We start from the raw sequence: 6,000 nt of genomic DNA, 5'->3' as shown, positions 1-6,000 counted from the left end.
CGGCGGCAGCGCCCCTGTTCTATGAGCAGGGACCGTAACCGTCCCGCCTGGGCGGCGGCCGGCCCACGGCGCCGTGGGCCGACGGGGACGACAGTCCCGAACACCCGCAACGCTCGCCGGGACAACGGGGCGCCCGGGACGGAATTCCGTCCCGGGCGCCCCGTTCGTGCCAGGCCCTGCCCCGTACTCGTACACACCCGCCGGTCAGGTCTGTCAGGCATCCGGCCGTCCGGATCAGCCCGCGGGAACAGCGGGACGGGCCACGCCGGGCACCCGGGTCTCGGCGCCGGGCGGCAGGGTCCCGTCGAGCAGGTAGCGGTTGACGTGTTCGTCGACGGCGCTGTTGCCGCCCAGGGCGTACACCTCGTGGGAGCCCGAGTCGATGACCCGGATCAGCCGGTGGCCGAGGCGCTGCGCCATGACCCGGCCGCCCTCGTGGTGGTCCAGCGGGTCACCGTCCGCCTGCACGACGAGGCCGGCCGGATATCCGGTGTGCCGGATGCGGGTGGCGGGCTCCGGCGGCGTGAACGTACGGAAGGTCCCCACCCACGGCTGCGCCCGCATCACGCCGAGGCCGTACGGGCAGCGGTCCCGGAAGTCCCGCATTCCGGCGTGGTACTCCGCCGGGTCGGCCGGCCAGTCGGTCTCGCAGGTGACGGCCTCCAGCACCGCCTCGCGGCGCGTACCGGCGGGGCGGCCCGGACGCCACACGGACTGCCCGGACAGCAGCTCGCCGGCCTTGGCCGCATCGCCGGACCCGGCCGTGTCCGTCAGCTCCGCCACCAGGTGGCCGAGCCGGTCCCAGCGCGCACGGTCGGCGGCGAGCGTCCCCACGAGGGTGTCGAAGGAGGTCCGCAGCGCGATGCCCTCGGGGAGCGCGACCAGCGCGGCGGCGGCCCGCTCCACGGAGTCGATCACCGCGTCCGCTCCGGTCCCCAGACCGAAGGCGGACGGCCGCTCACCGGCCCACCCGGCCCAGGCGTCCACGTTCTCGCGGCTCGCCTCCGCCTGGGACCTGAACTGGGCGCGCCAGTCCCAGTCGGGGTGCACCGAGGAGTCCAGGACACTGCGGTCCAGCCGGTCGCCGAACATCGTGCCGTACACCGCGCCCAGCAGGGTCCCGTACGCCCAGCCGACGAAGGTCAGCTTCTCCTCGCCGAGGACCGCGCGGACCAGGTCCATGTCGCGGGCGTTGTTCCGGGTGGACACATGCGGGCGGAGGTCGCCACCGGCCCGCAGACAGCCCTGCTCACGCTCGCGCATGTCGTGGGCGAGCGCCTCGAAGACGGAGTCCGGCGGCCGGGAGTCGAAGGCCACCGTCATCGGACTGTCCTCGCCCTCCAGCCGGGTGGACTCACCCGTGCCGCGTGGGTCGAAGCCGATCAGGTCGTACACCTCGCCCAGCGGGGTCGCCGCGGCCAGCCGGGCGGGGAGCCCGCGGCCGGTGCCGTTGTCGCCGCCGGGGCCGCCGTTCAGGGAGAGCAGAATGCCCCTGCGACGTGCGGGGGCCGTGGCCCGGATCCGGCTCAGGGCGAGCGTGATGCGCGGTCCGTCGGGGCGCGCGTAGTCGAGGGGGGCCTCGATGGTGGCGTGCTCCAGCCGTCCGCCGGGGACGTCGGCGCTCTCCACCGCGGTCCACGCGGGCCGCTGCGCCAGGAGGTCCGGTGCCGGAGGCAGCGGGGCGGCCACCGGGGAATCCACAATCTCTGTCTCACAGGTCATGGCCCCACGATGGTGGGGCGGCCAGGAGCGGGGGTGGAGCCCGGCCTGATTCCCGAGCGGCACCTGAGCGGGCCGCGACCTGCCCACGATCCGCCCCCGGCCTGTTCCGGATCCAGCCCCGACCTGTTGCGGACCGGTACCCGACCGGGCCGCGTCCGGCCTTCCACGCGGACCCGACCGGTTCTCGATGCCGCCGCCACACCGCCGGGCCGCAGGCAGCCTCAGAGGTGCTTGCCCGTGTCCACCGCCCCGAGGGACAGCACCGGCTTCGCCTCCAGGATCTCGCCGATCCGCTCCACCTGGGCGTCCAGCTCGTCCAGCCGGCGCCTGGTCAGCTCGGTGAACGCCTCGACCCGCAGCTCGACCTTGCGCCCCGAACGCTTCTGATGCCACACCCCGGCCGCCGTCCCGCCGATCGTCATCACCTGCACCGTTCCCGCCTGGCCGCTGGAGAGGGCCCGCTCCCCGGCCGGTCCGGGGAACACCTGCTCGCGGGGGTGGCTGCCGACGACGTATGCGTCGAAGTACGGAAGCAGTCGCAACTCATGTTCCACGAATGGCTGTTCCATCCCCGCGTCGGCGGCCAGCTGCCAGGCCGGGCTGCCCTCGACGTCGACGGGACGCAGCTCGTCCCCGAGCGAGGTGAACAGCTCTGCCGCCCACCGGCGGGGTGCGTTCAGCCACTGCGCGAACTGCTGCGAGGTCGCGGGGCCGTACGTGTGCAGGTAGTGCCGTACGACCTCGGCGAGCGCCTCCTCGGCCGGTGCGGGCGCGAAGCCGGGCAGCCAGCGGTCGGGACTCGTGTACGTCACCTTCCGGCCCCGGTTCGGCCCGAAGCACATCGCCCCCCGGTGCCCGGCGGTGTGCAGCGCCTGCCGCCAGCGCGGCCACATCCCGGTGAAGCCGGGGACCACGAGATCGGCGGCCCAGTCACCGAGGCGCGCGATGACCGCCTCGCTCAGCTCGTCGATGGTGGGCGGCTCCACGCCCCGTACCGCGTCGGCCACCGCGGCCACCACGGCCTCGGTCTGCGCCGCGTCCATCCGGGCGTGCTTGGGCATGCTCGACGAGGGAGTCGGTACGGCCGCCAGTGCCCCGGTCCACAGGGGCAGTTCGGTGGACGGCAGCAGATGGACCGTGCCGCGCGGACCGAACGCCTTGACCAGCGTGCGCTCCTCCCAGAGCGCGTCGCGGACATCCGTACGGGTCGTCCCCAGGGTCCGCAGCCCGACGGACAGCTCGGCCGCGGACATCACCTGCGCGTGTGCCCCGCACATGGCGCCCACCACACCGGGGAGCTTGCCGGGCGGTGCCGGCCGGTCCAGCCTGTGCCGGGCCAGCCGTCGGGCGGTCACGTCCTGCCGGGTGATGCTGTCGGTCATGGTCGGGCGTCCTCCTACGGACCAGGTTCTGCTGTCGGTCAGGGCCGGCCGACCGGCCGTCCCGGACCCCGAAAAGGCACGACGGCCGTCGTGCGGTGAACCCGCGCGGCGGCCGTCGGCCTGTTGCTCGTACGGCAGTTGGCAGTGTGGCAGAACGTCGGCACTTCAGGCCCTGGAGCCTTCAGCACGTCGGGACACCGACACGTCCGAAGGTCAGACCTTCACGATGACGTTCCCGGTGAACTTCCCACCGAGCAGGTCGATGAGCGCCTGCGGAGCCGCCTCGTGGCCACCCTCGACGACCGTCTGCGGGAGCACGAAGCGCCCCTCGGCCGTCCACCCGGCGAACGCCGAGTTCCACGCCCAGATCTGCTCCGGCGTGTGGTACGTCGAGAAGGGGCGGATCGAGATCTGCTTGACGATCGCCGTCATCACGTCGAGCCGCGGGAACGCGCCGATCGACTCGCCCACCTGGCCGGCGAGCGCACCACAGAGCGCGAAGCGGGCGTTCGCCGCGGCAGCCTGGACGGCCGCCTCGAACTGCTCGCCGCCCACGGTGTCGAAGAAGACGTCGATCCCGTCCGGGGCCAGCTCGCGGAGCCGGTCCACGACCGGGCCGTCGTGGTAGTCGAAGGCGGCGTCGTAGCCGAGGGTGTTGACGAGGTAGTCGACCTTCGCCTTGCTGCCCGCGGCACCGATGACGCGCTTGGCACCCTGGAGCTTGGCGATCTGGCCGGCCAGCGAACCGACACCGCCCGCGGCGCCGGAGACGAAGACGGTGTCGCCGTCCTTGACCTCGGCGATGTCCACGATGCCGTGGTAGGCGGTGACGCCCTGGGTCAGGTGGTAGAGCGGGCTCGGGAAAGCCGTGGGGTCGAGCTTCCAGTTCTCCCCCGCCGGGCCGACGGAGTACGCGCGGAAGCCGCCCATGTTCTGGACGACGTCACCGACCGCCAGGTCCGGGCTCTTGGAGGCGACCACGGTGCCGACCCCGCCACCCCAGAGGGTCTCGCCGATCTGATAGCCGGGCATCGGCAGATTCGGCTCGGGCTTCATCAGGTCCTGCATCACTGCGGTGAGCTGGAGGTAGTCGGTACGTACGACGACCTCGCCGTCGGCGGGCTCGCGCACCTCCGCCTCGACTACCTCGAAGGCGGCGAGGGTGAGTGCACCGTCCGGGCGGGCGGCCAGCCGTACTTCCTTGGCCTTCGCGGGAATCTCTGCGGTGGTCATGGGACCTCCTGGTCGAAAGTAGCTACCGGGCGAGCATCCCTCGCCGCGCTCGAATCTCACTTGATCGCTTGTCGGACCCAGCACAACAGGCTGCGACGTGTGTTCTCAAGCGACGCTCCGGCCGTTTCCGTACCGTCCGGATCCGTTCGACGCGATCCCGGCGCTGTTCCCCGTGACGACGCCGGGCACCGTTCCCCCGGACGACGCCCGGTTCTGTTCTCCCGTCACGCCGCCAGGCGGCGCTCCCGGCCGAGACGCAGACGCGGGGCGAGCCGGATGACCAGGGCGGCCAGGCCCGTCAGGAACCCGATCCTCCCCAGCAGCGTCCCCGCGCCGTACGGGACGGAGGCCAGCAGTCCGTACTCGTACATCAGAGCGACCGAGGCCGCGACCAGCACCGTCGCGGCGACCCCGCCGTACCGCGAAGGGGCCAGTCCGAAGGCGGTCGGGAAGGCCAGCACGAGCGGGGCGAACTCCAGGAACACGCGCATCGGGTCCGGGCGGGCGGACTCCACGATCCCCGGCCCGGCGACGGTCTCGAAGACGGTGACCGAGGCCACCAGCAGCGGCACTCCGAGCGCCAGTGCGGTCAGCAGGGTGTTGCGGCGAGCGCGCGGCGAGGCAGGAGGGAGGTCCGGCGGTGCGGCCAGCACCATCGACGCGGCCACGGTGAGGGCGAGCACCGTCGGCAGGTTCTGCGCCACCCCCGCCGTGCCACCGGACCAGTGGACGAGCGGTAGGGACAGCGCGGCACCGGCCATCGCCGCGGCCGCGCCGATCCGGGCCCCCGCCCAACGGCCCGCCAGCAGGCACCCGAGCACCACGGGCCACGGTGCGTACGCGAGCGGCGCGTAGGTCCGCTCGCCGTCCCAGGCCTGCGGTTCGAGCGGCCACACCGCCAGCAGGGCGGCCGAGAGGGAGGCCGCCACGGCGACGACGTACGGGATCAGCCCGGCCAGCACCCGCCCCGCGGGCCGGGCCGAGCCCAGGCCGGTACGCATCCGCAGCGCGTGCCCCGCGACGGCCGCAGTCTCACGCAGCACACCGATCCTGCCCTCGCCGTCGGCGACGTCCGCCAGGGTCGCCGAGACCTCCGCGCCGTGCTGCCGCCGGTACGCGGCCGGGTACAGGCGTACGACCCCGTGCCGTCCGGGCAGACCGGCCCCGGCTGTCCCGCTCCCACGGTTCGTCATGCGCCGGCCCCGCCCTGCGCGGGGCGCGCCACCCGGCCGGGGCGTCCGAGCCCGATGCGGCGCTCGGCCTCCGTCGCGGTCGTCCGCAGCCGGTCCGCCTCGGCGCCGAGCACCTCGTACCCGGCGTCGGTGAGCGCGTACGTACGGCGCAGCCTGCTGTCGACGACCTCTTCCCGCTCGACCTTGACGATCCCCTGTCCCCGCAGGCGGTCCAGCGCCCCGTACAGCGTGCCGGCCCGGAGGCGGACCCGGCCGCCGGAGATGGCGGCCACCTCCTGGATGAGGGCGTATCCGTGCCGCGGGGCGTCTGCGAGGGCGGTGATGAGGAGCAACGTCGGCTCCTGCATGGGGCGTTCAGTCATGCGCGGCACTATATACCGGTGAACGGTATATACAATGAGCTGAGTTCGGGGATGTCCGTCGGCGACGGCGGGGAACGCGTGTGGCAGGGTGTCCCCGCAGCTCACGCC

General features: G+C 73.4%; 5 protein-coding genes. All 5 read right to left on the bottom strand.

What is annotated here, in order from left to right; translation table 11 throughout:
• Positions 1-234 precede the first annotated feature (234 nt).
• Positions 235-1,722, bottom strand: coding sequence for an alpha/beta fold hydrolase (locus ACFWVP_RS14290; protein ID WP_384496524.1), 1,488 nt, complete (start codon positions 1,720-1,722; stop codon positions 235-237).
• Positions 1,723-1,943: 221 nt separating this feature from the next.
• The gene (locus ACFWVP_RS14285; RefSeq protein WP_384496523.1) at positions 1,944-3,104 is read right to left on the bottom strand and encodes a winged helix DNA-binding domain-containing protein; all 1,161 of its coding nucleotides are present in this window, start codon (positions 3,102-3,104) and stop codon (positions 1,944-1,946) included.
• A 213-nt stretch (positions 3,105-3,317) separates the two neighbouring features.
• Positions 3,318-4,337 carry a zinc-binding dehydrogenase gene (locus tag ACFWVP_RS14280; protein ID WP_384496521.1) on the bottom strand — a complete coding sequence of 340 codons (1,020 nt, stop codon included), beginning with the start codon at positions 4,335-4,337 and terminating at the stop codon, positions 3,318-3,320.
• A 224-nt stretch (positions 4,338-4,561) separates the two neighbouring features.
• The gene (locus ACFWVP_RS14275; protein ID WP_384496519.1) at positions 4,562-5,530 is read right to left on the bottom strand and encodes a hypothetical protein; all 969 of its coding nucleotides are present in this window, start codon (positions 5,528-5,530) and stop codon (positions 4,562-4,564) included.
• Positions 5,527-5,892 carry a PadR family transcriptional regulator gene (locus tag ACFWVP_RS14270; protein ID WP_384496517.1) on the bottom strand — a complete coding sequence of 122 codons (366 nt, stop codon included), beginning with the start codon at positions 5,890-5,892 and terminating at the stop codon, positions 5,527-5,529. The genes ACFWVP_RS14275 and ACFWVP_RS14270 overlap by 4 nt, the downstream gene beginning before the upstream one ends.
• Positions 5,893-6,000 lie beyond the last annotated feature (108 nt).

The organism is Streptomyces sp. NPDC058637, from assembly GCF_042717325.1.
Taxonomy (GTDB): Bacteria; Actinomycetota; Actinomycetes; order Streptomycetales; family Streptomycetaceae; genus Streptomyces.
Note: the sequence above shows the minus strand (reverse complement) of the source record. Positions and strands in the feature narration are given on the sequence as shown.